The organism is Streptomyces lavendulae subsp. lavendulae, from assembly GCF_002803845.1.
Taxonomy (GTDB): Bacteria; Actinomycetota; Actinomycetes; order Streptomycetales; family Streptomycetaceae; genus Streptomyces; species Streptomyces lavendulae.
On sequence record NZ_CP024985.1, the window covers coordinates 1037280 to 1063967 of the forward strand.

The 26688-nt window shown below is 74.2% G+C and carries 25 protein-coding genes and 1 tRNA gene; 4 read left to right on the plus strand and 22 right to left on the minus strand.

The genetic code is table 11. The features are described from left to right. Nucleotides 1-71: 71 nt before the first annotated feature. From SLAV_RS04645 to SLAV_RS04675, 7 genes are all read right to left on the minus strand, one after another. Nucleotides 72-1769: a serine/threonine-protein kinase gene (locus SLAV_RS04645; protein ID WP_030229735.1), complete on the minus strand. Its 1698-nt coding sequence runs from the start codon at nt 1767-1769 to the stop codon at nt 72-74. Nucleotides 1770-1796: 27 nt separating this feature from the next. Continuing rightward, complete coding sequence (locus SLAV_RS04650) at nt 1797-3416, minus strand: peptide-N4-asparagine amidase (RefSeq protein ID WP_234333567.1); 1620 nt, start codon at nt 3414-3416, stop codon at nt 1797-1799. A 121-nt stretch (nt 3417-3537) separates the two neighbouring features. Further along, a complete protein-coding gene (gene rraA / locus SLAV_RS04655; RefSeq protein ID WP_030229733.1) occupies nt 3538-4032 on the minus strand; it encodes a ribonuclease E activity regulator RraA in 495 nt (164 codons plus the stop codon). A gap of 71 nt (nt 4033-4103) precedes the next feature. Next, nucleotides 4104-4370: a GlsB/YeaQ/YmgE family stress response membrane protein gene (locus tag SLAV_RS04660; protein ID WP_030229732.1), complete on the minus strand. Its 267-nt coding sequence runs from the start codon at nt 4368-4370 to the stop codon at nt 4104-4106. Between the two features lie 67 nt (nt 4371-4437). Then, nucleotides 4438-4734: a hypothetical protein gene (locus tag SLAV_RS04665; RefSeq protein ID WP_037687210.1), complete on the minus strand. Its 297-nt coding sequence runs from the start codon at nt 4732-4734 to the stop codon at nt 4438-4440. Between the two features lie 13 nt (nt 4735-4747). Then, entirely contained in the window at nt 4748-5620 is an 873-nt protein-coding gene (locus SLAV_RS04670; protein ID WP_051840829.1) for a hypothetical protein, read from the minus strand. Further along, nucleotides 5617-6540, minus strand: coding sequence for a phosphatase PAP2 family protein (locus tag SLAV_RS04675; protein ID WP_051840827.1), 924 nt, complete (start codon nt 6538-6540; stop codon nt 5617-5619). Before SLAV_RS04675 ends, SLAV_RS04670 begins: the two co-directional genes overlap by 4 nt. 197 nt (nt 6541-6737) lie before the next feature. Between SLAV_RS04675 and SLAV_RS04680 the strand changes: the two genes are divergently transcribed. Next, nucleotides 6738-7349, plus strand: coding sequence for a TetR/AcrR family transcriptional regulator (locus tag SLAV_RS04680; protein ID WP_030229728.1), 612 nt, complete (start codon nt 6738-6740; stop codon nt 7347-7349). Between the two features lie 173 nt (nt 7350-7522). Here SLAV_RS04680 and SLAV_RS04685 read toward each other — a convergent pair whose 3' ends face one another. From SLAV_RS04685 to SLAV_RS04710, 7 genes are all read right to left on the minus strand, one after another. Continuing rightward, nucleotides 7523-8068 carry a TerD family protein gene (locus tag SLAV_RS04685; protein ID WP_030229727.1) on the minus strand — a complete coding sequence of 182 codons (546 nt, stop codon included), beginning with the start codon at nt 8066-8068 and terminating at the stop codon, nt 7523-7525. A gap of 107 nt (nt 8069-8175) precedes the next feature. Then, on the minus strand, nt 8176-9372 hold the full coding sequence (locus SLAV_RS04690; RefSeq protein WP_030229726.1) for a vWA domain-containing protein: 1197 nt from the start codon (nt 9370-9372) through the stop codon (nt 8176-8178). A 113-nt stretch (nt 9373-9485) separates the two neighbouring features. After that, nucleotides 9486-10691: an AAA family ATPase gene (locus SLAV_RS04695; RefSeq protein ID WP_030229725.1), complete on the minus strand. Its 1206-nt coding sequence runs from the start codon at nt 10689-10691 to the stop codon at nt 9486-9488. Beyond that, on the minus strand, nt 10688-12562 hold the full coding sequence (locus SLAV_RS04700; RefSeq protein ID WP_063760292.1) for an ankyrin repeat domain-containing protein: 1875 nt from the start codon (nt 12560-12562) through the stop codon (nt 10688-10690). Before SLAV_RS04700 ends, SLAV_RS04695 begins: the two co-directional genes overlap by 4 nt. Continuing rightward, on the minus strand, nt 12559-13710 hold the full coding sequence (locus SLAV_RS04705) for a leucine-rich repeat domain-containing protein (protein ID WP_030229723.1): 1152 nt from the start codon (nt 13708-13710) through the stop codon (nt 12559-12561). The genes SLAV_RS04700 and SLAV_RS04705 overlap by 4 nt, the downstream gene beginning before the upstream one ends. Nucleotides 13711-13822: 112 nt before the next feature. Beyond that, nucleotides 13823-13895: transfer RNA gene (locus tag SLAV_RS40880), tRNA-Arg, on the minus strand. 108 nt (nt 13896-14003) lie between these two features. Further along, the gene (locus SLAV_RS04710; protein WP_030229722.1) at nt 14004-15062 is read right to left on the minus strand and encodes a hypothetical protein; all 1059 of its coding nucleotides are present in this window, start codon (nt 15060-15062) and stop codon (nt 14004-14006) included. A gap of 219 nt (nt 15063-15281) precedes the next feature. Between SLAV_RS04710 and SLAV_RS04715 the strand changes: the two genes are divergently transcribed. Continuing rightward, nucleotides 15282-16094, plus strand: a complete 813-nt coding sequence (locus tag SLAV_RS04715) for a glutamate ABC transporter substrate-binding protein (protein WP_030229721.1) — start codon at nt 15282-15284, stop codon at nt 16092-16094. 53 nt (nt 16095-16147) lie between these two features. On the opposite strand, the gene SLAV_RS04720 is transcribed toward SLAV_RS04715, so the two are convergent. Continuing rightward, a complete protein-coding gene (locus tag SLAV_RS04720) occupies nt 16148-16654 on the minus strand; it encodes a MarR family winged helix-turn-helix transcriptional regulator (protein WP_234333566.1) in 507 nt (168 codons plus the stop codon). A 48-nt stretch (nt 16655-16702) separates the two neighbouring features. Between SLAV_RS04720 and SLAV_RS04725 the strand changes: the two genes are divergently transcribed. Further along, nucleotides 16703-17137, plus strand: coding sequence for a MarR family winged helix-turn-helix transcriptional regulator (locus SLAV_RS04725; protein WP_030229719.1), 435 nt, complete (start codon nt 16703-16705; stop codon nt 17135-17137). Between the two features lie 3 nt (nt 17138-17140). Here the strand turns inward: SLAV_RS04725 and SLAV_RS04730 are convergent, their stop codons facing one another. After that, entirely contained in the window at nt 17141-17707 is a 567-nt protein-coding gene (locus SLAV_RS04730; RefSeq protein WP_030229718.1) for a DJ-1/PfpI family protein, read from the minus strand. Nucleotides 17708-17924: 217 nt separating this feature from the next. On the opposite strand from SLAV_RS04730, the gene SLAV_RS04735 reads away from it, so the two are divergent. Continuing rightward, the gene (locus tag SLAV_RS04735; protein ID WP_030229717.1) at nt 17925-18746 is read left to right on the plus strand and encodes an endonuclease I family protein; all 822 of its coding nucleotides are present in this window, start codon (nt 17925-17927) and stop codon (nt 18744-18746) included. Nucleotides 18747-18809: 63 nt separating this feature from the next. On the opposite strand, the gene SLAV_RS04740 is transcribed toward SLAV_RS04735, so the two are convergent. The 6 genes from SLAV_RS04740 to SLAV_RS04765 form a co-directional block, all read right to left on the minus strand. Continuing rightward, on the minus strand, nt 18810-19691 hold the full coding sequence (locus SLAV_RS04740) for a geranyl diphosphate 2-C-methyltransferase (RefSeq protein WP_037687180.1): 882 nt from the start codon (nt 19689-19691) through the stop codon (nt 18810-18812). 15 nt (nt 19692-19706) lie between these two features. Beyond that, nucleotides 19707-21017, minus strand: coding sequence for a family 2 encapsulin nanocompartment cargo protein terpene cyclase (locus tag SLAV_RS04745; RefSeq protein WP_078950304.1), 1311 nt, complete (start codon nt 21015-21017; stop codon nt 19707-19709). Between the two features lie 189 nt (nt 21018-21206). Beyond that, nucleotides 21207-22619, minus strand: coding sequence for a family 2B encapsulin nanocompartment shell protein (locus SLAV_RS04750; protein WP_030229714.1), 1413 nt, complete (start codon nt 22617-22619; stop codon nt 21207-21209). A gap of 512 nt (nt 22620-23131) precedes the next feature. Beyond that, nucleotides 23132-24769 carry a beta-N-acetylhexosaminidase gene (locus SLAV_RS04755; RefSeq protein ID WP_030229713.1) on the minus strand — a complete coding sequence of 546 codons (1638 nt, stop codon included), beginning with the start codon at nt 24767-24769 and terminating at the stop codon, nt 23132-23134. Between the two features lie 83 nt (nt 24770-24852). Next, a complete protein-coding gene (locus SLAV_RS04760; RefSeq protein ID WP_030229712.1) occupies nt 24853-25290 on the minus strand; it encodes a GlcG/HbpS family heme-binding protein in 438 nt (145 codons plus the stop codon). Between the two features lie 23 nt (nt 25291-25313). Then, on the minus strand, nt 25314-26540 hold the full coding sequence (locus tag SLAV_RS04765; RefSeq protein WP_030229711.1) for an MFS transporter: 1227 nt from the start codon (nt 26538-26540) through the stop codon (nt 25314-25316). Nucleotides 26541-26688 lie beyond the last annotated feature (148 nt).

Here is a 26688-nt window from a genome sequence, read left to right on the forward strand (position 1 = left end):
GGCCGTGCTCCTCGCAGCGGTGCGGTGGTGTCGGACGGGTCGGACCCGTACGCGCGTACGGGTCCACGGTGTCAGAACTTGACGACCTTCTTGACCTGGCCGTCGGTTCCGGCGAGTACGTAGCCGCCGCGGCCGTACTCGTCGCTGAGGTAAGTCCGCATGCAGGGGACCTGGTCCATCATCCAGGGGTCGACGATGACGTACCGGGACGACGGCTTCTGGAGGCCGATTTCGCGCGTGGAGGTCTCCAGGAGGGCGGGCAGCGCGTCCCAGCCGACGGCGGCCATGTCGATCAGGGGGTCGCCGTCCTTGACGGTGCCGGCGGGGCCGGTGTGCCGGACGGACCCGCCGCGGTACTCCCAGTAGTCGAGGGTCTCGGCGCCGGCGGCGGTGGGGACCGAGGCGATGACGTACTCGTCGTAGACGGTCATCTTGGCGAAGGTGGTCGTGCCGGTCTGCTGCTTCAGCGCGGCCAGGGCGGTGCGGATGCGGTCCGGGGTGAGCAGGGTGCCCTTGGGGGCGGTGGCGGCCTGGCTCGCCGGGGCGCTCGTGCGAGGGCCCAGCGGAGGGGCGGCGGGCCCTGATCCGGAGGGGGTGGAGCCCGCCGGACCGGCGGTCGCCGGGAGGCTCGCGCCGCCGCCGGGCTTGGCACCCGCGCCGGTGCCGGTGTCCCCGTCGGGGAGCCACTGCACCGCGCCGTAGATCCCGGCGGCCAGGACGGCCGCCAGCAGGACGGCGGGAAGGGCGCGGGGGCGGCGGCGGCCGTCCTCGCGCGCCACGGGGACGGTGGAGGCGGGTGCCGGGCCCGGGGCGTGGGGCGCGTAGGGCGCGTAGGCCCCGGGCGGGACGGCCGGGGTCGCGGGGGCGGGCGGCCCGTAGGGGTGGGGCGCGGCCGGGTGGGAGCCCGGGGTCCCCGCCGCGAGAGCGGTGCTCGCGTCCCTGAGCAGTGCTTCCAGCGCCGCCCCGTCGGGCCGCGCCGCCGGGTCCCGGACGAGGAGGCGCTGCAGTACGGGGCCCAGCGGGCCGGAGCGCACCGGCGCCGGGATCGGGTCCTCCAGTACGGCGACCACGGTGGCCAGGCTGGTGGACCGGCGCAGCGGATGCGTCCCCTCGGCGGCCACGTAGAGCAGCATCCCGAGCGACCAGAGGTCGGAGGCGGCCAGCCCCTCCTCGCCGCGTGCCCGCTCGGGCGCGATGTACTCGGGCGAGCCGATCAGCACCCCGGTGGAGGTGAGCGCGGTCGCGCCGTGCAGGGCGGCGATGCCGAAGTCGGTCAGCACCGCGCCGCCGTCGGGCCGCAGCAGGACGTTGGCTGGCTTCACGTCCCGGTGCAGGACGCCCTCGGCGTGCGCGGCCCGCAGCGCGGAGAGCACGTCGAGACCGAGCCGCAGCACCTCCCCGAGCGGCATCGGTCCGGCGGCCAGCCGGTCGTACAGTGAGCCGCCCTTGACGAGCTCCATCACGATCCACGGGTGGTCCTCCATCCCGGCCTCGGGCTCCACGATGTGGTGGATCGTCACCACGTTCGGGTGCGCGAGGCGGGCGAGCGCGCGGGCTTCGCGGACGGCCCGCTCGCGGAGCTGGACGGCGAGGCCGGGCTGGGCGGCGGCGGTGGCCGGGTCCGGCGGGCGCACCTCCTTGAGGGCGACCTCGCGGTGCAGGGCGATGTCGCGGGCGCGCCACACCGTCCCCATGCCTCCGGCCCCCAGGGGGCCGATCAGTTCGAAGCGGCGGTCGACCAGCCGTCTGCCGGCCTCACTCGTGTCCATGGGGCGTCATCGTAGGCGCCGCCGGTGTCAGCAGCGGCGGCGGTCCACCGTCACGGCGCCCTGCGCGGTGCCCACCGTACGGTCGTAACAGCCGTCCCCCGCGGTGGCTCCGTACAGCCGGTAGCGGGCGGTGGTGGTGCCGACGGCGTGCCGCTGCTCGCGCGGGACGTTCGCGGTGTACGAGGCGTCGCCGGTGTACCGGTCGTCGAGCCGGGTGCGGTCGATCTCGCGGCCGCCGCGCAGGGTGACCGTGTCGGCCCGGTCGCCGAGGGACAGCACGGTGCGCAGCCGGTCCGCGGCGCCGAGGGTGGTCTCGCCGTCCATGGTGTAGGCGCGCTGCGTGCGGGTGGTGGTGGCGCCCCGGGTGACGCTCTCCTCGTCGCTCCAGGAGGCGGTGAGGGCGTCACGGTCCTCCCCCTCGGTCCAGCGGTGGGCGGAGGTGGCGCGGACGGCCCGGGTGACGGTGGTGGTGACCCGGCCGTGGGAGGTGTCGAGGTGCCCGGTGACGATGAGGCGGTGCCCGCCCTCGGTGTCCAGACGGTGTTCGGCGCCGGGGGCGGGGGCGGGGGTCCAGTGCGTGCCGCCCTCCGGGGCACCCTCCTCGTGCCGGGTCAGGGCTCCGGTGACGACCGGGCGGCCGTGGTCCTGCCACAGGAGCAGGTTGGCGGGGGTGCTCCAGCCGCTCTGGCCGGCCGGCACCCCGGCGACGGAGACCTCGATCCGGTGCGGGCGGCCGTCGTTGAGGAGGGCGGCGTAGGGGGTGAGGTCGTAGCGCAGGGGCTGGACGTCGAAGGCGCGGGGGCCGGGGGTGACGTACCAGAGGAAGGGGTTGGACCAGCCGCCGGTCCAGACGGTCGGGAAGGGGGCGGCGAGGCCCGCGAGCTGTCCGTCGACGGAGATCCGGACCTCGCGGTAGGGCCCGTCGGCGGCCTTGCAGGAGTAGGGGGCGGCATCGGGGACGGTCAGGTACCAGTACTCCTCGCAGCCGCCTCCGGAGCCGGTGGCGTAGACCTCGGCGAGGAGCCGCTCGGTGTTGCGCGGGGTGGTGACGGCGGGCGTGGTGAGCGGGAGGACCAGGTCGGGGGCGTCGGCGGGCGGGGTGCGGCCCTCGGCGGCATAGAAGGTCAGGGTGACTTTGACGTCGATGACCCCCGTGTAGGTGTCGTCGACCACGTTGCCGATCAGCATCTCGACGGGCTGGGGGCGGCCGAGGGTGTCCCGGTACGCGCTGACGTCCTTCTCCACGGACCACTCGATGCCGTCGGGCGACGGCTCGGGGGTGGAGGTGCGCAGGATCTCCACGCCGCCGAGGGTGAGGTTGCCCAGGCGGTCGTACTGACGCCCCTTGACCTTGCCGTCGAGGCGCAGCACGACCTGGGCCCAGTCGGAGCGGCCGCAGGCGGCGGGTGGGGTGTAGTTCCCCCGGTAGGGGGTGAAGTCCCGGAATTGTGCTTCGGCGAGGGTCACCTCGCAGGAGCGGGTCGGGGGCCGTTCCACTGGCGGGGCGGCGGTGAGCGGGTCGTGCCAGTCGGTGCCGAACTCGGCGGGCGGGGTGGTGCCCGCCGCCGCGGCCGGTCCGGCCAGGACCCCGGCGGCGAGGGTGAGCGCGCCGAGCAGGCCCATGATCCTGATCCTGTGTCGTCTCATGGGCCCGCAGTGAAACCGGTCGCGGCCCTCCGCCGCCAGGTCCCGGGGGGCCCTGGTGGCGCAAAACGTACGGCGCCGGCGCCCGTCGTGCGGCGCCCGCGCCTCGGTGCGGCGGCCCGCTTCAGTGCCCGGCGGGCAGGACGACGATGCCGTCGTCGTCGACGTGGACCGTGTCCCCGGCCCGGAAGGTGACGCCGCCGATGGTGACCGGTTCGTCGACGGTGCCCGCACCGGTCTTGCCGCTCTTGCGGGGGCAGGTGCCCAGTGCCTGCACGCCCAGGTCGAGCTCGCCGAGGGCGACGCTGTCGCGGACGGCACCGTTGACGATCAGTCCGGCCCACCCGGATGCCGCCGCCGCCCCCGCGAGGAGGTCGCCGACCAGGGCGGTGCGCAGCGAGCCGCCGCCGTCCACGACGAGGACGGCGCCCTCACCGGGGGTGTGGACCAGTTGGCGCAGCAGGGCGTTGTCCTCGTGGCAGCGCAGGGTGCGCACGGGCCCGGCGAACAGCCGGCGGCCGCCGATCCGGCGGAAGGGGGTGGCACAGATGCCGAGGTCCTCGCCGTACTCGTCGTAGAGGTCGGCGGTGGGGACGGGGGTGACCGGGTGGGGGCTCATGGTGCGGGGCTCCTCGCAGCTGTCGTACGTCGCGCCGTGCGGGCCCAGCGTAGGCAATGCGGTGTGCGGCCTCAGTCGCGGGAGTTGCCGAAGAGGATGCGGTAGCCGATGAGCAGCACGAGGGAGCCGGCGATGGCGGAGCCCCAGGTGGCGAGGTCGAAGAACTGGTTCTGGATCGGGTGGTCCAGGAACTTCGCGGAGAGCCAGCCGCCGATGAAGGCGCCGACGACGCCGATGAGGGTGGTGCCGATGAGGCCGCCGGGGTCGCGGCCGGGCAGCAGGACCTTGGCGATGCCTCCGGCCAGCAGGCCGAGGATGATCCAGCCGATGATGCCCATGGTCGTTCACTCCGCTCGTTGGTGTGCGTCTCTCCTGGGGGAGACGCCACCGGGGGCGGAACGGTTCTCAGGCCCGGCGGGCGCGCAGCAGCGCGGTGGCCAGGGCCGCGGTCGTCACGGCGCCGACGACCGCGATGCCGCCGCGGGAGCGGTAGCCGAACAGGGAGAGGCTGGAGCGGGCGGAGAAGGCGGAGCCCACGCTCAGCCAGGAGGCCGCCGAGCACAGCGAGAGCGTGGACCCGAAGGAGCCGACGGACAGCGCGCTGCCGACGGAGCCGATGGAGAGCACGGAGCCCACCGAGCCGATGGAGAGGACGGAGTTCCTGGACCACAGGGAGAGGTACGACCGGTCAGCGTCAGCCATGCGGATCATGCTGTCACATGACCGGCCGGAGCGGCCTGCTTTCGGCGGGGCGGGGCGGGGCCGGGACGCCGGGCGGGGTGCGGGTGAGCAGCAGGACCCCGCGCGTGGCGGCGAGGGCTCCGGCGACGGCGAGCAGGATCCCGAGGGCACCGCCCTGGATGCGTTCGCCGAGCAGGATCATCCCGATGGCGGCGGCGGACAGCGGATTGGCCAGGTTGACCACGGCGAGGGGGGCTCCGAGGCCGCCCCGGTAGGCGCGCTGCGAGAGCAGCATCCCGCCGACGGCGAACACCACCACGAGCAGGCCGACCGTGACCACCCGGCCGCTGAGCAGGGCGCCGCCCCGGCCGCCCGCCACGGCGACGGTCTGGGTCAGGGCGGAGGCGGCCGCGGAGGCCAGTCCGGAGGCGGTGGCGTGGCGCAGGCCCGACCGGGGGTCCTTGCGGGCGGTGAGCAGGACGATCACGGCGGCGGTGGCGCCGGAGACGCCGAGGGCCTCGGCGAGGGTGAGGGTGTCGTCGGGCGCCGGGCCGGAGGCGGGGAGCAGCAGCAGACCGAGCCCGACGACGGTCGCCAGGGTGCCCCGCCATTCGGTGGCGGCGACCCGCCGTCCGGCGCCGCGCGCGCCCAGCGGTACGGCGGCCACCAGGGTGAGCGCGCCGAGCGGCTGGACCAGGGTGAGGGGGCCGTAGCGCAGGGCGGCGGCGTGCAGCAGCGCTGCCGCGGCGTTCAGCCCCGCCGACCACCACCAGGCGCCGTTGCCGAGCAGCGCGGCGGCGGTACGGGCGACGGCACGGCGGGCGAGCCGCTCCTGGGCGACGGCGGCGGCCGCGTAGGTCACGGCGGAGGCGAGGCAGAACGCCACGGCGAGGGCGGTGGCGTTCACTGCCCACCCCCGACGGACACGACGGCGGCGGGCACGGACACCGGCAGGCCGGCCCCGGACGGCACGGCGGGGGCCGGGGCCGGGGCAGGGACCGGGGCAGGGACCGGGGCAGGGACCGGGGCAGGGGTCGGGGCCGAGGCAGGGACCGGGGCAGGGACCGGGACTTCGGTGTGGGTTTTCGCGCCGGCCCGTGCGGGGGTCGGGCGGGGGATCAGCAGGAGGGTCGCGCCGAGGAGGGCGGCTGCGACCATCGCGTCGAGCCAGTAGTGGTTGGCCGTGCCGACCACCACGAGCAGGGTGACCAGCGGGTGCAGCAGCCACAGCGCGCGCCACCGCGACCGGGTCGCCGCGATCATGCCGATGGCCAGCATCAGCGCCCACCCGAAGTGCAGCGAGGGCATCGCGGCGAACTGGTTGGCCACGGTGTCGGCGGCCGCCTCGGCGCGGTAGACGGTGGGCCCGTAGACCTGCCCGGTGTCCACCAGGTGCGCGGCCCCGAGCATCCGCGGGGGCGCGAGCGGGAACGACAGGTGCAGGGCGAGCGCGGCACCGGTGAGGACGGCGAGCACCCGGCGGGTCCACAGGTAGTGCCGGGGGCGGCGCAGGTACAGCCAGACCAGGAACAGCGCGGTCGCCGGGAAGTGCACGGCGGCGTAGTAGGTGTTGGCGGTGTGCACGAGGGCGTCCGAGTGCATCAGCAGTCGCTGGACGACGCCCTCGCCGGGCAGGTGCAGGGCGCGCTCGGCGTCCCACACGCGGTCCGCGTTGCGCAGGGCCTCGTCGGTGCGGCCCGTCGAGAGCATCCGGCCCGCCTTGTAGACGGCGAACAGGCTCGCGACGAGCAGCAGCTCGCGTATGAGCCGTCGGCGCGCGTCCCGCTTCCCGGCGGCCGGCCGGGCGGGCGTGGTGTGGGAGGTCATCCCCCGGTCTCACTTCTTTCGGGTGTGGCCACGGGTCCCCGGCGGTCTCCCGTCGGGTCCGGACCCGCTTCCTATCGACACGCCAGTGTATCGATACATTCGCGTATCGATACGCGGGTGTACCGATACGCCTCCGTAGCCGTACACTCGGACACACCGGAACCGGCCGCCCAGGAGATCGCGAGGAGAGCGCACCCATGACGTCGACGCCGCAGGTCACCGCGCGCCGCTCCAAGATCACCCCGGAGCGCGAGCAGGAGTTCTACGACGCCGTCCTGGAGCAGCTGCGGGAGCACGGGTACGAGGCCCTGACCATGGAGGGCATCGCGGCCCGCGCCTGCTGCGGCAAGTCCACGCTCTACCGGCAGTGGAAGACCAAGCCCCGGCTGGTCGCCGCCGCTCTGCGGGCGAGCCGTGCGAGCCGCGGGGACCGGACGCTGGCGAGCGTCGACACCGGCACCCTGGCGGGCGACCTGCGCGAGGCCGCCCTGATCGCCGCCTGCACCTCGGGCCGCGACACCCGCCTCACCCAGGCGCTCGGGCACGCGGTGCTCAGCGACGAGGAGCTCCAGGGCGCGCTGCGCGAGGCCCTGGTCGAACCGGAGCTGACTGCTTTCGACGCGATCGTGGCGCGGGCGGTGGCGCGGGGCGAGATCGCCCCGGACCATCCGGCCGTGGAGTTCCTGCCGGCGCAGCTGATGGGCGTGCTGCGGATCCGGCCGGTGCTGGAGGGGCGTTACGCGGACGCCGACTACCTGGTCAGGTTCGTCGACGCGGCCCTGCTGCCGTCGCTCGGCATCTCCCCCTGACCCCCATACCGGTGGGCCGCCGTCCACGATGACCGGACGGCGACCTGCTCGCGCTGCCTCGTGGGGACGGCGGCAGCGCGCCACCCGGACGGGGCGGCGGTCACTCCCGAGCAGAGTGGCCGCCGCCCCGTCCGAGAGGCTGCCGGAACCTTCCGTGCGCGGGACGCGCGGGATCAGCCCCGCGCGGCGCCCATGACCCGGGCGAACTCCTCCGGGTCCGCGTCGAACCCCCGCGGACGCGCGTCCAGCGCCCAGCCGCCCGCGCCGTCCCGGACGAACTCCGCGACGGTGGCCGCCGTGGCGTGCTCCACCTCGGCGAAGTCGCCGGTCGCGAGGTCGGTGTAACCCTCGCGTATCCGCAGCCCCTTGCCGGCCACCCCGCCGAAGGTCCTGCGGACGGGCTCCGCGCCGGGACCGGCGTCCTGGATCACCACGCCGACCACCACCCGGCCCAGCTCCGGCGCCAGCCGGTCCAGTTCGAGGGTCATCACCTCGTCGAAGCCGAAGCCCTGCCCGGTACGGCTGTCCCGGGTCAGGGTGATGGTGCCGTCGGGGGCGCGGCTGCCGAAGTGCACGAGGTAGACCGGCTCCCCGTACGGGTCGGAGGCCGCGTACACCGCCGCGACGATGTCCAGGTCGTTGGCGGGGGTACCGGCCGGGCTGGGATCCCAGCGCAGCGCTATCTCCACCTTGGCCAGACTCTTGCGTACCGCACTCATCGAACTCCCCCTCCGCCCGGCCGCTTTGGCCCGTGCCGCCCTGCCATGCTGTCACGCGCAGGTGATCACGGGGCGAAGCACCGTATGTTCCCGGCCAGTCCGGACGGTCACCGGGTGAGGTCGACGCGTACGGTCTCCACCCAGTGCGGCGGCTGCGGGGCGTCCGCCCCGATCAGCGCGGCGATCAGCCGGCAGGACTGCGGCTCCTGCGGCCACGAGGTGTACCCGTCGGTCAGGACGACCACGACGTTCGGCCGGTCGGGCAGGGACAGCGCGGCCCTGATGCCCACCCGCATGTCGGTGCCGCCACCGCCCGCCAGTTCCACCTGGCCGCCGCGGGTCACCCGGGCCACGGTGTGCACGTCGGCGTCGCAGGCCAGGACGGCGACCCGGTTGCCCCCGACCCCCACTTCCCGGAGCACGCCGGTGACCTCGCCCAGCGCCGCCGCGAGCTCCTCCTCGCCCATCGACCCGGAGGTGTCGATGACGATCGCGACCCTCGGCAGCGGGCGGCGCAGGCTCGGGAGCACGACCCGGCCGCCGAGTGCGGGCGTGCGGCGCGAGGGGCGCCGGTAGGTGTAGTCGACGGCGCCGCCCGCCCAGGCCGCGGCCTCCCGCACCGCCCCGGACAGGGCGCGGCGCCAGTCCACGGTGGGCTCCAGCACCTCGCGGGCCCAGCGGTCCCAGCCGGCGGGAAGGGTGCCTCGGGTGCGCTGGTGGGCCCGCATGGCCTGCGCGGTGGCGCGGCGCAGGGCCTCCGCCTCCGCCGGGCCGATCCCGCTGGGGGTCCGCCCCTCTCCCCCGCCCGGCCCGGCCTCCCACGGCCGCGCGATCCCGTGTGCCCCGGAGCCGCAGTCCACGCCGTGCGGCGGGGTCGCGGGAACCCCCGGCAGGTACTCCTCGAACAGCCCGCCCTTGGAGAGGCCGAAGAGGCGGGGTTCCATCCGCCCGGCGGGCAGGGCCAGTCCGTCGGCGAGGAGGTCGTCGTTGATCTCGCAGTCCTGGGCGATGTTGATCCGGACCGGATCGCGCTGGTCGGCCGGCGGGAGCCGGTCGGCGCGGCCGTGGTGGTCGCGCAGCAGGTGGGCCACCTCGTGGATCCACACGCCCGCCAGCTCCGGTACGGGGGTCCGCTCGACGAACGCGGGCGAGACGTAGCAGCGCCAGTGCCGGTCGACGCCCATCGTGGCCACCCCGGACGGGCCCGGGGAGGGAACGACGGTGAGGGCGTAGAGGGCGGAGGCGAGGTAGGGGCGGGCCTCGGCGGCGGCGTACCGGGCGGCGAGCAGCTTCGCCCGGTCCAGGACCGGGCCCGGGGACGGATCCGGGTCCGGATCCGGGTCCGGGTACGGATCCGGGTCCGGGGACCGCTCCGGGTCCGGGTACGGCGGTTCCTCCTGCACGGCGCGGCGCCCCGTCAGCGGGCGCCGGGCAGGGAGCCGGCGAGCTGGAGCAGCTCCACGAAGGCGTCGATCCCGGCCGGTACGGGCCAGGCCGGCTCCCGCATCGCGGCCAGGTCGGCGGCGGCCCGCGCGGCCACGTCGGGCACCCCGGCGTCGACGGCCTTGGCGAGCACCACCCAGCCGGCCTCCCAGCGGGCGCGCGTCGGGTCGCTCTGCACGGCGGCCACCACGGCGATGAGGAAGGCCAGCTGGCGGTCGCCGCGCTCGGGGAGCGCGAAGGCCTCCGGGTGCGCGAGGACCCGCTCCGGGTCGGGCAGGTCGAGGTGCTCCAGGTAGGAGAGCAGTTCCAGGCCCGCCCCGTCGCCGACCGCCCCGGTGAGCACGGCGGACAGCGCCTCGCCGCTCGCCCCGGCCGCGTACCCGGTGGCCAGGAGGCGCAGCGCCATCTCCCAGGTGCGGGGGGAGGGCCAGGCCCGGCCGCGGCCCTCGGCGTCGTCCGGCAGGTGGTGGACGAGGCCCGGCCGGGCGGTCAGGAAGCCGGAGACCACGCCCCGGGCCCGGGCGGCGGCACCCGCCGCCCGCGCGGGGTCCACGGTGGGGATGGGCGCCTCGGGCCAGGTTCCGGCCATGCCGCGGGCCACCGTGCGCGGGTCGTGCGTCCAGTCGAGGTGGACGAACCGGTTGGCGAGCGGCGGGCTCAGGTGCCAGCCGTCCGCCGCGCTGGACGGCGGGTTGGCCGCCGCGACGATCCGTACGGCTTCGGGCAGCACCAGGCTGCCGACGCGGCGTTCGAGGACGACCCTCAGCAGGGCGGCCTGGACCGCGGGCGGGGCGGAGGACAACTCGTCGAAGAACAGCAGTCCGTGTCCGGTGCGGGCCAGGCGCACCGCCCAGTCCGGCGGGGCCATCGGGACGCCGGTGGTGGCGGGGTCGTCGCCGACGATCGGCAGCCCGGCGAAGTCGGAGGGCTCGTGGACGCTGGCGATGACCGTCTCCAGCCCGACCCCGAGGGTGGCGGCCAGCCGCTCCATGCCGGCGGACTTGCCGATGCCGGGCTCGCCCCACAGCAGGACGGGCTGGTTGGCCGTCACGGCCAGGGCCAGGGCTTCGAGCTGGGGAAGGACGGCGGGCTCGGTACGGGTGGCGCCGAGCCGGGCGTTGAGGGCGTCGGCGGCGGCCAGCGGGCCGGCCGGGTGGTGCTGTGCCTGCGCGGTGCTCACCGGTCCCCGGCCCCTTCCCGTTCTCCGTCGCTTCCTTCGGACTCTTCGTCGCCGTCGAGGGGGTCCCCCTCGTAGGCGTCCTGCCGCTCCTCGCCGGCCTCCTCCTCGTCCCGCCACTCCATGTACTCGTCGAAGTAGTCGGCTCCGATGTCCGGGTACCGCTCGTCCACCAGCTCCCGCACGAAGGTCAGGTCCGTGCGCCGGAAGCGGCGCACCAGCTGGCTCAGGGACATCTCGGCCTCGTCGGTCACGTCGAGGCGTGCCCCGGCGTCGATCAGCGCCCGGACGAGGCCGGCGGTGCCGCCGTCCCGGACGGCGGCCAGCAGCGCGGTACGGCCGGCGACGTCCTCGGTCTCCAGACCGAGTCCGGCCGCCAGCAGCCGGGGCAGGAGTTCCTCGTGCTCCAGCTGGGGCAGCAGGTGCAGCAGGGTGCGGCCCTTGCCGTCCCGGACGTGGGGGTCGACACCCGCGTCGAGGAGGTGGAGCACGCCGGGGGCGTCCCCGTGTTCGGCGCGCAGGAAGAGGTCCCGGCGCTCGGCCCGCAGGGCGCGCGGGAGCCTCCCCTGACCCGAGGTCCACGCCTCGCGGACGGCGAAGCAGCCGGAAACGGTCCCGCCGAAGGCCCGCAGGGCGCTCTCGCGCTGCTGCTCCTGGGCGGTGTGCGGCACGTCGAGTACGCCGCCCCGCGAGCGGACCTCGTGCCAGACGCCGGTGCACCGCACCCGCACGGGCTGCGGCGCGGCGGGGCCGGGCGGCCCCTGGGCCGGACCCGAGCCGGGGAAGAGGGCGGCGGTGACCAGGGGGTGCAGCGCGCTCGGGGCGATCCGGCCGGTCCGCAGCAGCTGGAGGTCGGGCAGCGGGTGCCAGGCGTACTCGGGCAGCCGGGGCACCCCGCGCAGCTGGTCCGGCTCGGCGAGGCGCACGCGCAACGGCAGGGCGGGGTCCGGGCCCTGGCCCGCCGGGGTGCCGGGGAGCTCCAGGATGACGCGGCAACGCCAGTCGGGAACGTACCGGAAACGCTTCCCGGCGCCGGCCGCCGCCAGCAGCCGGACCTCGGACAGCAGCCGCGCCGGGTCCGTGCCGGAGGCCGCCAGTGCCGCGAGGGCCCGTTCGGGCGAGTTGACCGACCGCTCCGGCACTTCGAGGTCCAGCGCCGTACCGGACGCCGCGAAGGCTTCGATGAAGTCACCGCGGGCCGCCAGGACCGCGGCCCATTCGACGCGGCCCGCCGCGTCGGCGGGTCCCGGGTCGGCGGTGGGCAGTTCGCCGTCGCCGAGCGGGGTGCCGTCGGGGCGGAAGAAGGGGAGCCTGTCGGCCGGGCCGTAGCGGGAGCGGAGTTCGGCCGTGCGCCGTACGTCCCAGAAGTGGCGGGCGGCCGTCCAGTCCTCGGTGGTCCAGTCGATGCGGCTGCCGACCGTGTGGTCCGGGGACAGCGGCGCGCACTGCAGCCGCAGCCGCTGCGGGCCGTCGACCATCCCGAAGGTGGTGACGTGCAGCACGGGCACCCCGCGTCCCCGGCGGGGCCCGCCGTCCGGGGCGTAGGAGGCCAGCAGGACCCGGCGGCTCGGAGCGAGCGTGGTGCGCCCGCCGTGGACCCGGGGGAGGTGCCATCGCAGCAGGTCGGGGGCGAAGTGGCGCAGGTCCTCGGTGACCGCGTCGGCCACGGCGGCGCCGTGGCGGGAGCCGAGGGCCGCCGGGTCGAAGCCGATCTCGACGGACGCGGCGGCGCAGGCGGCCCGCCAGTCCCCCGCCAGGCGGTGCCGGGTGGCCCGCTCGATCATCCAGGCGGGTACGGCGTAGCGGCGGACCCGCAGCCAGGAGCCCGCCGCCTCGGGCGAAAGGGCCCCGGGCGCGCGGAGGTCGGGGCTCATCGGTACACGCTGCCGATGGCGCGGAGGTCCGGGTGGGCCGCGCGGGCGGGGCGCAGCCGTTCGGTGAAGGAACGCTTGACGCGGCGGGGCAGGCCGGGGCCCAGTCCGACGTGCTCCAGCGGGCTGTCGTCGGGCAGCGCGGCGAGGAGGTGCTTGGCCCCGCGGCCGGTGAGGCCGGTGTGGCGCAGTTCCAGGCGGCGCAGCGGGCTGCCGGGGAGGGCGGCGGCCAGGGCGTACGCGCCTTCGTCCCCGGGGTCGTTGCCGGTCGAGCCGAGGCTGCGCTCGGACATGGTGCGGCCGAGGTCGAGCGACTCGATGCCGCCCAGCGCGTCGGCGAGGGCGCGCGCTCCGGCGGCGCCGATGCCGTTGCCGCCGAGACCGAGGCGCACCGGGCGGGCGGGGCCGGCGTCCGCCGCGGCGGCGGCCAGGACGGCGGCGCCCTCGTCCCCGAGGTGGTTGGCGGGCACGTACAGCTCGCGCACCCCGGCGTCGCGGATGAGGGCGGCGAGCAGCGGGGCGTCGGCGGCGGTGAGGCCGTTGCCGCCGAGGAAGATCCGCTCCAGCGGCGCCCCCCGGGTGAGCAGCGCGTCGAGGAGCAGCCGTACGCCGTCGGCGCCGATGCCGGTGTTGACCAGGTCGAGGGTGCGCAGCGTGGTGTTGCGGCGCAGCAGGGCGGCGAGGGTGCGGGCGCCGTCGGCGTGGAGGGGGTTGCGCTTGAGCCAGAGCGCGCGGACGGTGGTGTCCTCGGCGAGGGCTCCGGCGAGGGCGAGCGCTCCGTCCGGGCCGATCCGGTTGCAGCCGAGGTAGAGGGTGTGCACCCCGTGTCCGGTGCCCGCGCGGGTGAGGGTTTCGGCCAGGGCGGCGGCGCCGGTGTCGGTGAGGGCGTTGGTGCCGAGCAGCAGGTGCGCGGCGTGCGGGGAGGCGATGGCGGCGGGCAGCAGCCGGGCCGCTCCGGCGGGGCCGAGGCCCTGCTTGCAGAGGTCCAGGCGGCCGTCGGCGCGCAGGGTGCCGAGCGGGAAGGTCTCGTCGGCCCCGACGGGCCGGACGTCCGCGAGGCGGGCGAGCAGCGGGTCCAGGGCCGTCGGATCCGCGAGGGGCATGTCGGGGTGCTCGATCGCGGGGCACCGTACGGGCGTCGGCTGTGTCATCACCACTCCACCGGTTTCCTCGCCGGCGCCCGGCGACCCACCACTTCGTTGACTGCGTGTACGACGCCGCGCCGGCACGCGGACGCGGCGGTACGGCGGTCGGAAGGAGACGCAAGACCGGTCGGATTCGAACCGACGTCCTCCAGCTCGATGCTTGGGCGCGACGACCTCTGCGCTACGGCCTTGCTGCGGTGATCATACCGACACGACGGCCGAAAATCGATCACCAGTTTGAAAGATCCCGGCAGGCCGGGGCGGTGACCGGTCCACCCGCCCCGGCGGCCGTCCCCCGGCTACCAGTCCCCGTCCTGCACCGGCTCGCCGGGCCGCGGCGCGTTGCCGAGGGGGGTCACCTGGCCGGGGACCGGGGGGACCCACGGGGCGTGGTCGTCGCCGAGCCATTCGCCGACCGGTTTGACGGCGCCCAGCGGTCCGGCGGCCGGGAGGTCGGTGCCGGTCTCGTCGTAGTAGTCGTACCAGGGCAGGCCGGCCCGGGTGTAGGCGGCCCGGTCCACAGGCGACGGGGGTGCGTCCTCGCCGGTGATGCGGCGCCACTCGGGCGGGGGCACCAGGTGGACGAAGACCCGCGCGGCCGGCCGGTCGGACCAGTCGGCGGGCCGGCGGTCGTCGCGGTAGACCTCCTGACGCATCGTCCCGCCGACGCCGAGCCCCATCGCCGGGGCCGACGCCCGGGGGACGGAGGCGGGGGCGGCCGCCATCGGCGCCGGCGCAGGGGCGCCGTAGCCGAAGCCGGCGGGCGCGGAGCCGGGGGCGGACGGGCGGGCCCGCAGGGCGCGCTCCCGTTCGGCCTCGCGCCACTTCGCCAGCTCCCGGGGGTTCAGCGCGAACGCCTGGAGCTGCACCCCGCCGATGGTCTCCTCGCCGGTGACCTGCCCCTCGACCGTGGCGCCGAGGCCGAGCGGCACGGCCACGAACTGCCGCACCGTCCCGTCGCCCGAGTTGATCCCGTCGAGCCAGGGCTGGCGCGGCAGCACCACGTAGTTCTGGGGCCTCCGCGAGAGCCGCCCCGTCCAGCGCTCGCCGGAGACGGCGCACACCTTGCCGACGCCGACCTGCAGGGCGGCGGGCTCCCGCGAGCCGCCGAAGCCGAGCCACATCGCCTCGCGCAGGTACACCGGCAGCATCACGCCGCCCTTGGCCCGCCACTGCGGCGGGACGGTGTCCGGGTAGTCCTCGACACGCCGCAGCGGGAACTCCCCCAGGCCGGGCGGGAGGGCGTGCGTCCCCGACTCCGGGAGGCGCAATGTCCGGATGAACCGGATACGTGCTCCGTCGCCCAACAGGAGCGTGTTCCCCTCGACCCTTGCCCCGCCCGTCACTTCGTCCGCCACACGCCCGGCCCCCCTATCTCCTGTGACGACCCGGGACCGGCGAAGATCCTCCGGCCGGACCGGATCGTTATCCTCAAGTTTTACTCAGATCTAGTGACGCTGTGCCCGTCACCTTCCTAGCTTCCTCATACACGTGCCATGACGCCCCCGCGGTTGCGCGTGCCCCCCGTTCCCGCGATTCCCCCCCGTGGGACCGCGTTCCCGAGGAAAGAGTTCAGCATGAAGGTTCCCAAGGCCGGTGCGGTCGCCGCTGTGATCGCCCTAGCCGCCACCGCCTCCGGCTGTGGTGGTGACGCCCCGAAGGAGCCCCTCTCCATCGGGATCAAGTTCGACCAGCCGGGCATCGGCATGCGCGAGGCCGACGGCACCTTCACCGGTTTCGACGTCGACGTGGCCACGTACATCGCGAAGGAGCTGGGCTACAAGCCGAACGAGATCGAGTTCAAGCAGGTGTACAGCTCCGACCGTGAGCTGCTGCTCCAGTACAACGAGGTCAAGTTCGTCGCGGCGAGCTATTCGATCAACGCCAAGCGGCAGGAGAAGGTCGACTTCGCCGGGCCGTACTTCGTCGCGCACCAGGACCTGCTGGTCCGCGCCGACGACGGCTCGATCACCAAGGGCGAGGACCTCAACACCAAGAAGCTGTGCTCGGTGACGGGATCGACCTCCGCCGAGAACGTCAAGAACAACCTCGCGCCCAAGGCCAGCGTGCTGGAGCTCGGCGGCTACTCGGAGTGCCTCGTCGCGCTCCAGGACGGCCTCGTCGACGCGATGACCACGGACAACTCCATCCTCGCCGGGTACTCGGCCAGGAAGGGCAACGAGGGCAAGTTCAAGCTGGTGGGCCTGCGGCTGAGCAACGAGAACTACGGCATCGGCGTCAAGAAGGGCGACAACGACCTCCAGCGCAAGATCAACACGGCGCTCACCAAGATGGTCTCGGACGGCTCCTGGGAAGCGGCCGTGAAGAAGAACTTCGGGCCGGCGAACTACAAGTACGAGCCGGCACCCCAGGTCACGACGGGCAGCTGACTCCCCTCGCCGCGACGGAGGGGCCGCGCGGGCCCCTCCGGGGACGGCGGGGCTCAGCGGTCGCGGCCCAGCTCCCGGAAGCCCTCCGTGAAGCGCGCGAACAGCCGGGCGAACTCGGCGCGCTCCCCGTCCGACCAGTCCGCCGTCACCCGCTCCACCACCGCCCGCCGCAGCGCGTGCGCCTCGTCGAGCGCCACGCGCCCGGCGGGCGTGACGGCCAGGGGCGCGCGCCGTCCGTCCGTCCGGTCGGCGCCCCGCCGCACCCAGCCCGCCGCCACCGCCGCCGTCACCAGACGGCTGGCCCGGGGCTGGTCGACGCGCAGGGCGTCCGCCACGCCCCGTACGCCCACCGGCTCCCCCGCCTCCTCGGCCGCCTCCACCACGTCCAGGACGTCGAACGCCGGACCGCCGCCCTGGTCCGCACCGGCTCCGGCGAGGCGGGCGAGGGTGCGCCGGGTGACGCTGCGCCGCATCGAGACCATGGCCCGCTCGATCCGCGCCACGTCGGTGCGCGCGCCCGCGTCGGCCTTCCCCATGCCCGCCTCCAGATGGATACTCATCGACAACCACTTGTCACTTTTCATATTTCATGGGGGAGGCGGACGGTCATGACCACCCCGTCGCGGCTCAAGCCGATCGGTTACTACCTCAAGCACCTCGACGCCCTGATCGACCGGGAGTTCGACCTGGTCCTCGCGGCGCAGGACCTCACCCGGCGCCACTGGCAGGTCCTGCACGCCCTCACCACCGACGGCCCGCGGGACCCCGCCGGCCTCGCGGAGCGGCTGCTCCCGTTCTGGGACCGGGACGCGATCACCCTCGACGAGGTCACCTCCGCCCTGGCCGCCCGCGGCTGGATCGCCCTCGACCCGGACTCCGGGACGTACGCGCTCACCGCCGCGGGAGACCGGGGCCACGCGGACGCCGAACGGCTCGTCATGGCGGCCCGGGGCCGCGTGGCCGCCGGGGTCACCGACGAGGAGTACCTCGCCACCGTCGGCGTCCTCGCCCGGATGTGCGCCAACCTCGAAGGGACCGGCTGACGGTTACGCCAGCGGCGCCTTGGCCCGCAGCACCGTGAGGAACTCCCGCATCCACGCCGAGTGGTCGGGCCACGCGCGGGCGGAGACCAGGGTGCCGTCGACCACGGCCTCGGAGTCCTCGAAACCGGCCCCCGCCGCCCTCATGTCCGGCTCCAGCGCCGGGTAGGCGGTGACCCGGCGGCCGTCCAGGGCCCCGCTCGCGGCGGTGATCAGCGGTCCGTGGCAGATCTGCGCGATCGGCTTGTCGGCCCCTGCGAAGGCGGCCAGGATCCGCCGCACGTCGGGGTCGTTGCGCAGGTACTCCGGCGCGCGCCCGCCGGGGACGACCACGGCGGCGTACTGCTCGGGAACTACGTCCGCGAAGGCGATGTCGGCCGGCCAGGTGTAGCCGGGCTTCTCCGTGTAGGTGTCGAAGCCCTCCTCGAAGTCGTGCACGACGAAGCGCAGCTTCTTGACCGAGGGGGCCGCGATGTGCACCTCGTACCCCTCCTCGCGCAGGCGCTGGTAGGGGTAGAGGACCTCCAGCGACTCCGCCGCGTCGCCGGTCACGATGAGGATCTTCGCTGCCATGGGCTGCTCCCGGTAGGACTGTTCACGGTCACCTCGGCCCTGCCGAGGCCACCGCTACCGTGCCCGAGCCGGCCGGACGGCAAACCCCAAGGTCCGCGCCCCCGACACATGGCCTTTACCTGTTGGGCACATGACAATGTGACTCTCGCTCTGCCACCTGACACCCCGCCAACTGCCATGGTGGGGACGGTGCGTGTGGAGAGGTGTCCCCCACGTCATGAGAATCTCCCGTACCACCCCCTGGGCGGCCGCCGCGGCGGCCGCCGCGCTGTTGCTCGTACCGGCCACCGCCACGGCGGGCCAGCGGACGGCGGCACCCCACGCCGCGGCCGCCCCGGCCGGCTCGGTCGGCTCGGTCGACGCGTACTACGCCGCGGCCGAGGGCAAGACCGGCGCCGCGCTGAAGACGGCCCTGCACAACATCATCAAGAACCAGTCCAAGGTCACGTACGACGGCGTGTGGAACGCGCTGAAGGTGACCGACCAGGACCCGGCGAACCCCAACAACGTCATCCTCGTCTACTCCGGCCGCTCCCAGTCCAAGTCGAGCAACGGCGGCGGGGTCAACGACTGGAACCGCGAGCACGTCTGGGCCAAGAGCCACGGCGACTTCGGCACCGCCACCGGCCCGGGTACCGACCTGCACCACCTGCGCCCCGAAGACGTCACCGTCAACAGCACGCGCGGCAACAAGGACTTCGACATGGGCGGCAGCCCGGTGGCGGAGGCCCCGGGCAGCTACACCGACGCCGACTCCTTCGAGCCCCGGGACGCGGTCAAGGGCGACGTCGCGCGGATGCTGCTGTACATGGCGGTGCGCTACGACGGCGGTGACGGTTTCGCCGACCTGGAGGTCAACGACAAGGTCGACAACGGCAGCGCACCGGCGATAGGCCGGATCAGCGTGCTGAAGCAGTGGAACCAGCAGGACCCGCCGGACGCCTTCGAGCAGCGCCGCAACCAGGTCATCTACGACACCTACCAGCACAACCGCAACCCGTTCATCGACCACCCGGAGTGGGTCAACTCCATCTGGTAGCCGACCCTCCCCGACCCTCCCCGACCTGTCCGGGCCCGACGGATCACGGGCCCGGACCGGGCGTCAGACGCGGTCGGCGGCGATCAGCACGTACTGGAACGACCCGTCCTCGTAGGACTTGATGAAGGCCTCCTCGATACCCGTCACCAGGGAGGACGTGGCCCGCAGCCGCCAGTAGGGCAGCGTGTCCGGGGTGAGGTCGATGACGGTCTGCGGGACCAGACGGTTGTCGGCCATGGCGCGCAGGTACTCGCGCCGCGAGTGGATGTTGCACTCGAAGTGGGCGTTGATCTGCGAGACCCACTTCGACGGCTGGCCGTACTTCGGGTTCCAGCAGCCGGTGATGGTCACGTAGCGGCCGCCGACCTTGAGGATGCGGGAGTGCTCGGCCATCAGGTCGTGCAGGTCGACGTACATGCTGGACTCGTTGTTCCAGGAGGCGGACACTGAGCCGCTCTCCAGGGGCGTGTCGAGCATGTTGCAGACGCGGGCGCGGACGTGGTCCGCGATGCCCAGCTCACGCGCGCGCTGGTTGGCGAAGTCGGCCTGCTTGGCCGACAGGGTGACGCCCTCCACCTTGCACCCGAAGCGCTGGTGGGCCATCACCATCGAGCCGCCACGGCCGCAGCCGGCGTCGACCAGCGTGTCGTCGCGCCCGATGGCGCCCAGGCCGTCGAGCAGTACGTCGGTCTGGGCCGACTCCAGCCGGTGCAGCTCGGCGACCAGCTTCTTCTCGTACGTGCTGTCGGCGGGGTCCCCGAGGGCCTCCGTGGCGACGGGGCCGACGCCGTAGTGGTGGTGGTAGAGACCGTCGACATCGCCGAGGCGCAGGTTCACGGGCCGGGCCTCTTCGTTCCAGTACCGGGCGATGTCGCCCTGGTAGGGCGTCGCCGGGGCCGGGATGAATGCTGAGGCGCCAAGGGTGGGAGTGATCTCAGTGGTCACGGATGGGTCCATTCCTTACCAGAAGTCGGGCAGGCTGTAGCGGTAGGTGTTGGTCATGTGCCAGTAGTGGTTGCCGTCGACCCAGACGGCCACGCCCCGCAGGAAGCGGAGCATGCGCGGGTCGGGCCAGGAGGCGGCCAACGCGGCGGCCTCGGCCTCGAACGCGTGCATGAGCTCGTTGTGGACCTCGACCGCCTTGAGGTAGCCCTCCTTGTCGGAGAGACCTTCCTGCTCGGCGATCACCACCGGCAGGTTCAGGTGTTTGCCGGGGCTCTTGAGCTCCTTGGTGTACGAGTAGAGGTCGTTCGAGATCGTGGTGGCGTTGCCGGCGAGCGCGATGACCCGCTGCAGGGCGGGCAGGGCGTGCAGGTCCGGCGGCAGCTCGTAGCCGCCGACGGTGTCGGTGATGGTGGGGCAGGGGCGGAAGTTGTTGAACTGCCGCATCGACAGGTACTCCCACACCTCGGGCGTGTAGTCCGTCTGCGCCCAGGCCGCCTCCGCGAGGTACCCCATGTGCAGCCGGGCCATGTCGTGGCGGAACCGGTCGGCCTGGGAGGGGGTGGCGGCCTCGGAGAAGTACGCCATGGCCGAGCGGTAGGAACGGCGGGCGGCGTCCGAGAGCAGGGACTCGGCCCACAGCGGCTGGTACTCCGCCGTCGTGTGGAGCGGGTCCAGGGCGGTGTGGGCCAGCAGAAGCCTTCCTCCAAGGCCGACCGGCGAGCCTCCGTGGTCCTCGCAGTAGACGTCGTCGACGACGTTCTCGGCGACCATCAGCCGGGTGGCGATCATCAGGTGGTCGACGGTCGGGGCGTCCGGGTGGCAGGCGACCATGTAGCGGCCCACGGAGAAGCCGTCGAACTGGTCCTCCCACTCCGGGGGGTAGGCCTCGACCTCGTCCACCGCCCACCGCTTGATCCGTCGGCTGACCTCCGCCACACGGACGGGGTCGGGCTCCGGCACGGGGTGGTGGTAGAGACCGGGGATCGGCCGGCCCTCCGCCGCAGCGGCCTCCGTCCCCGGCCGCGCGGACGGGACGGCTGCCGCCGCCGGGTCCGCCGCGGCGGACGGGACGGGCGGCCCTTCGCGCCGGGCCGGGTGCAGCACTGCCGTGCCCATGCCGCTCGGGCCGCGGACGATCCGGTCGAGGGCGGGGTTGGGTCCCGGGACCGTGGCGGCCCCGGCCCCGGCCGGTGCGGCCGCGGCCGGCTCCGGTACGGAGGTCCGGGCGCCGGGTCCGAAGGGCAGCGACGGTCCGGTCGGCAGGGGCGGCCGGAGAGCGGTGCCGGGAAGGGCCGACCGCAGGGGGGACGTCCCGGAGTCGGGCATCCATGGCTCCTAAGTGAGATGGGTGGGCTGTTCCGTATCTCGGGCAGGCGGCACCGCTCGGCACACCGCCGTGCGGGACGGACGGACCGGACGGGCCCTGAGGAGCGCGCACGCCGGACACCCCCGCGGGGGTGTCCGGCGGATCAGGGCCGGCCGGCCCGGTCCCGGCCCTGACCGCCGGGACACTCCCTAGTCGCGGCTCCGCGCGATCTGCACGTTCTCCAGCACGCCGAGCGCGTCGGGAACGAGGATGGCGGCGGAGTAGTACGTGGTCACCAGGTAGGAGATGATGGCCTGCTCGTCGATCCCCATGAACCGCACCGACAGGCCCGGTTCGTACTCCTCCGGCAGCCCGGTCTGGCGCAGACCGACGACGCCCTGGTTGTCCTCGCCGGTGCGCATGGCGAGGATCGAGCTGGTGTTGTCCTTGCTGATCGGGATCTTGTTGCACGGCAGGATCGGGACACCGCGCCAGGCCGGTACCTGCTGACCGCCGAGGTCGACGTGGTCCGGGTAGAGCCCGCGGGCGTTGAGTTCGCGCCCGATGGCCGCGATGGTCCGCGGGTGTGCGAAGAACAGCTTGGTGCCGCGCCGGCGGCAGAGCAGTTCATCGAGGTCGTCCGGGGTGGGCGGGCCGGAGTGGGTCTGGATCCGCTGCTTGAAGGAGGCGTTGTGCAGCAGACCGAATTCCCGGTTGTTGATCAGCTCGTGCTCCTGGCGCTCGCGCAGCGCCTCGATGGTGAGCCTGAGCTGTTCCTCGGTCTGGTTGTGCGGGCCGTTGTAGAGGTCGACCACGCGGGTGTGGACCCGCAGGACCGTCTGCGCGATGGAGAGTTCGTACTCGCGCGGGTTGAGCTCGTAGTCGACGAAGGTGCCGGGCAGCTCGGGCTCGCCGGTGTGGCCGGCGGACATGGCGATCTCGGCCTCGCCGTGCTTGTTCTGCCGCTGCCTCGGCAGGCTGCTGAACTGCTGTACGTGCGCCTGGAGTTGCGGCGCGTTGGACAGGACGGAGGCGAAGTCGGCACGGGAAAGGCTGAGCAGGGTGCCCGCGGTCTCGGCGGTGGCGCTGTAGTCCCACTCGGCGTCGGCGTCCAGCAGGGCGTTCTCGCCGAACCGGTCGCCGTCGGCGAGGACGGCGACGGCGACCTCGTCGCCGTACTTGCCGACCGAGGTCTGGGCGATCCGGCCGTGGGCGATCAGGTGGATCCGGTCGGCCGGGGTGCCGCGCTGGACGAGGACCTCACCGGGTCCGAAGTCGCGCTGGACGCAGCGGGCGGCGAGCGCGCCGAGCACCTCGACGTCGTCGAAGCCCCGCAGCAGCGCGAGTTCGCCGAGTTCCCGCGGGATCACGCGGACGGTGGCGCCGTCCTGCACGAACTCGATGCGCCCGTCACCCACGGTGTAGCTGAGGCGGCGGTTCACCCGGTAGGTGCCGCCCTTGGTTTCGACCCAGGGGAGCGTCCGCAGCAGCCAGCGGGAGGTGATCTCCTGCATCTGCGGGGCGGACTTGGTGGTGGTGGCAAGGTTGCGGGCGGCCGCCGTACCCAGGCTGGACTGCCGGGGCGGAGCGGACTGCGGCTCCGTGCTGGCGTCAACGGTCATCGGGCGAGCTCTCCTTCGCGGGGGCGGTGACCGTCGTCGCACACGGACGGGGTGGTCAACCGGTGAAAAGAGGAAGAAAGAGGAACAGGAGCAAGGGGGACGGACATCCGGGGAGTCCGCCCGAATCCGTTGGAACAGTAACGGCGGCGGAACCGGTGATCGTCATGAGGCCGAGGGCATTACCTCGATCCGGCGATCTCCGTCTCAGGTGCGTTTGCCCTGACGGCCGACCACATTCAAGCCCGGTCGAACATGGGTCCGATACGCCGCAGCGGGCCGCTCCCGCACCCCTCTCCCCCCCACGCGTCACAGAGGTTTACGGGCGTCCCATCGCCACCACCTCCGGCCCCGCAGGCCCGCACGCTGCCACGACGCGATCCCCCGGTGTCACCCGGACCGGGACCGGACACCGGCGCGGGGCCGTTCCCGCCCTCCCGCGCTCCGGGAACGACCGTCGCCCCGGCGTGCGCTTGCGTGTGGATCCGGACAACTCCCCCGCCGATCAGCGGCCTTCACCCCCCGACGCGGTCGGCGAGGGCCCTGAAGTCGGCCCAGGGTGCCTGCGGCGGGCGGGCGTCCCAGAGCTTCTGGGACAGGGCCGCCAGCGGGAGCCGGATGCCCGCGGCCACCTGGTCCTGGGTCTGCGCACCGGCCAGGTCGGCCCAGACGGCGAGCCGCCCGCCGAGGATCTGCGCGTCGTAGCGGGCCGGGACGGCGGTGGTGCCGCGCAGCACCCGCGGGGTCCACTCCTCGTAGATCCGCCGGCCGGTGGGGTACGTGAACTGGTTGGGCTGGCCCAGCACGTAGTACAGGTACTCGTCGTTGAGGTTGACGACCTTGCGGCCCGCGCTCAGGTACTCCAGCGGGGGCCGGGCGCCGATCTCCTTGCCGGTCCAGTACTCGACCTGGAGGTCCGGGGCCGCGGTGGCGACGCCGCCCCGGAAGAACCCGTCGTTCCAGGCCTTGAGGGTCTTGCCCGACGGGCGGACCACGGCGGCCCGGTCGTTGAGCCAGCCCGTCGCCAGGTCCTGGACCCGCGCGGTGGGTCCGTAGCGGGCGCGGGCGGCGGCCGCGAGCTTCGGGAAGGAGGCCTGCGGGTCGCGGACGACCAGGGCCTGGTACTCGTCGGCGCCCAGGTGCCAGGCACCGGCGGGGAACAACGGCAGGTACTCGCGCAGCAGTTCGTCCACGAGGCGGGCGGAGGCGGGGTTGGCTATGTCCACCGCGCCCTTGACGGCCCGGCCGTTCACGTCGTGCAGCTGGAGTTCGGGGTGGGCGCGCAGCACCGCGCCGAGGTGGCCGGGTGAGTCGATCTCGGGGACGACCGCGATGTGCAGGCGTGCGGCGAGGGCGTTGATCCCGCGTACGTCGGCCTTGGTGAGGTGCGGGGTGGAAACGATCTCCGGGTGGGTGTCGGACTGGATCCGGAAGGCCTGGTCGTCGGAGAAGTGCAGGCCCAGCTGGTTGAGTTTGAGGTCGGCCATCTCGCGCAGCCGGTTCTCTATCCAGGCGGGGGTGAAGTTCTTGCGCGCGATGTCGAGGTTGAGGCCGCGCTGGGGTTTGGCGGGGGCGTCCTCGACCGTGCCCTCCGGGGCCGAGCCGGCTCCGCGTATCTCCTGTTTGAGGGTGCGGGTCCCGTAGAAGACGCCCGCCTCGTCGGGGGCGGTGATCCGCACCCGGCCGCCCTGGACGGTGAGGGCGTACGACTCGGGCGGGCCGGAGCCCTTGGGGGCGAGGGCGAGCTGGACGTCGCCGGGCCCCGGCTCGGCCGACTCCGCGTAGCCGAGTTTCAGCTCGCCGGCGAGCAGTTTCGCCTCGTCGGACAGGGCCGCGCGGTCCGCGGGGGCCACGACGACCCGCGCCGCCGGGGCGGGCTTCCAGCCGGGGCCCCGGGCGGCATGGTGTTCGCGGACGGCCGGGACGGTGCGCGGGGCGGTGGAGAGCGGGTACGCGGACGGCGGGGGCGAGGGGGGTTCGGCGGCGCTCGACGCCGGGGAGGGCGCGGATCCGGTGGTGCCGGAGCTCCGGGGGCCGGACCCGGACGGCTCGGCTCCGGCGGAGCACGCGGGCACGGCGAGGGCGACCAGCACGGCGGCCGTCGCCGTGGTCAGGGCCCGGCCCCGCCGGAGCCGCCTCGTGCGCTGGCCCATGTCACACCCGTCCTGCCGCCGTGTCCCCCGTACCAACCTGGCACGGGGGACACGGGGGCGCGACCCGGGGGCCGGGCCGGGGCTCAGCCCAGGGCGTCGAGGGCCTCCGCGGCGAAGCCGTGGTCCTGCTCGGGGGCCCCGCCGCCGACGCCGATGGCCCCGACGAGGCGGCCGTCGCGGTGGACGGGCAGTCCGCCGGCGATGAAGAGCAGCGGCCGGTCGAGGGCGGTGGGCAGGGTGTGGAAGGGGCCGCCGGGCAGGACCGCGTCGACGAGGTCGGCGGTGGGGGCGTTCAGCTGGAGGGCGGTGAACGCCTTGCGGGTGCTGGTCTCGCCGGAGATCAGGACGGCCCGGTCGTCGCGGCGGAAGGCCAGCGGGTGGCCGCCCGCGTCCAGGACGGTGACGCTGACCGTGACCCCGGCGGCCTCGGCGGCGGCCGTGGCCGTGGCGACGAGCAGTTCGGCGTCCAGGGTGGTCAGCGGGGCGACGGCGGTACGGGGGGCGGTGGCGGTGCGGGACATGGCGGTGCTCCTCGGGTGGGGGATCAGTGGTGGGCGGGGACGGGTGTGGCGGGCGCGGCGGCGGCCACGGTCCGCCCCGCGTTCGCGCCCGTGCTCGCGCCTCGTGCCGTACGGCGCTCCAGCGCTCCGGAGACGAGGGCGAGCAGGAGGGCGGAGGCGGCGAGGGCCGCGCCGACCCAGTTCGGGGCTGTCCAGCCGAGGCCGGCGGCGATCACGAGGCCGCCGAGCCAGGCGGCGAGGGCGTTGCCGAGGTTGAAGGCTCCGATGTTGACGGCGGAGGCCAGGGTGGGGGCCCCGGCGGCCTGGTCGAGGACCCGCTTCTGCAGCGGGGGCACGGTGGCGAAGCCGAGGGCGCCGATGAGGAAGAGGGTGACGGCGGCGCCGCCCCTGGTGTGGGCGGTGAGGGTGAACAGGGCCAGTACGACGGCCAGGGCGCCCAGGGACGTGTACAGCATCGGCATCAGGGCCCGGTCGGCGAACCGGCCGCCGACCAGGTTCCCCGCGACCATGCCCAGGCCGAGGAGGACGAGCAGCCAGGTGACGGAGGTGTCGGCGAAACCGGCGATGTTGGTCATCATCGGGGTGATGTAGGTGATGGCGGCGAACACCCCGCCGAAGCCGAGGACGGTCATGCCCATCGCGAGCAGCACCTGGACGTTGCGGAAGGCGGCCAGCTCATGGCGGATCCGGACCCCTTCGGGGCGGGGGAGGTCGGGAATCAGCCGGGCGATGCCGAGCAGGCCGATCACGCCGAGCGCGGCGACGATCAGGAAGGTGACGCGCCAGCCGAGGGTCTGCCCGACGAGGGTCCCGAGCGGGACTCCGACGACGTTGGCCACGGTCAGGCCGGTGAACATCATCGCGATCGCGCCGGCCTTCTTGTCCGGGGCGACGAGTCCGGCGGCGACGACCGCGCCGATGCCGAAGAAGGCGCCGTGGGCGAGGGAGGCGACCACGCGTCCGGCGAGCATGACGCCGAAGGCGGGGGCGAGCGCGGAGAGCACGTTGCCCGCGACGAAGAGGCCCATGAGCAGCATCAGCATGCGCTTGCGGGGTACGCGGGTACCGAGGACGGTCATCAGCGGGGCACCGAGGACGACGCCGAGGGCGTAGCCGGTGACCAGGAAGCCGGCGGTCGGGATGGAGACGCCGTAGCCGGCGGCGACCTCGGGGAGCAGGCCCATGATCACGAACTCGGTGGTGCCGATCCCGAAGGCCCCGATGGCGAGGGCGAGGAGCGCGAGAGGCATGAGGAGGTGCCCTTCAGGGGTGGGGGTGCGAGGGGGCGGACGGGCCGCATGATGTTGCGTTCGCCGTTTGCCTTCGTCCACATTAATTGCAGACGCGGGATATTTGCAAGCGCGGGCTATTGCGGGGGTGGCCTATCCTGGCGGTATG